This window comes from Aminobacter sp. P4_D5 (genome assembly GCF_056401815.1).
The window spans coordinates 1-667 of sequence record NZ_JBFUIP010000811.1 but is presented as its reverse complement, the minus strand read 5'-3'; the positions used below and the strand labels follow the sequence as shown (position 1 = coordinate 667).

The following is a 667-nucleotide window of genomic DNA, read 5'->3' as shown; positions in this document are numbered from 1 at the left end:
CTCGTATCTGTCGCCATCGAATGATACGATTTGATCTCCTGAGGATCCGTCGACCATTGTTTTTATTTCTTTGAATGTTGAGATGTAACTGCCGCGCCTTTTCGCTCGAATCGAAACATCTACTTCGACCTCRTCAATTTTCTTTCCGAGCAAGTATGCGTCCGCGTTGTCAGTTCGAGACCGTCGTCGGCTGAACGTCAGAGATTTGACAGGCCGTTCGTCCATCACCGATCCCGCCGGAGCGACTACGTTGAAAAGCATAATGTAGTTCGGAAATTTGTGCTGGAAATCTTTCATCAGGGCGTTGCGAACAAATGTAACGCAGGACCGTCCCAGAAATGACTGAAAGGCCATCATCGCGCAGGTTGAATCGTCAGGGACCCAAATTTGAAAGTATAGAGGAATTTCTTCGAGGTCACTAGATTGGCGGCTATATTTCTCCTTACGGGTCTTCAAGTCTTCGAATTTACTTTCAAATCCATGTGTGCCGTAGCTAATATATCCATGGATGGTTCTTGGGGAGTTTGTTGGCTTTCGGTCAAAGAACCATACGCGCGGCTCGGTAGTTTCGACTGTTGGATCGCCTCTCCGTGCAACAAAATCCTCCATGAAATCGTGGAGGTCGCACGGTTCGCCACCAGGGCCAATCACTAGATTGTTCTTTTGC

General features: G+C 47.9%; 1 protein-coding gene. It reads right to left on the bottom strand.

What is annotated here, in order from left to right; genetic code table 11:
• The coding region (locus AC1DWF_RS35150; protein ID WP_476843091.1) for a hypothetical protein at window positions 1-667 on the bottom strand (667 nt) is incomplete at both ends.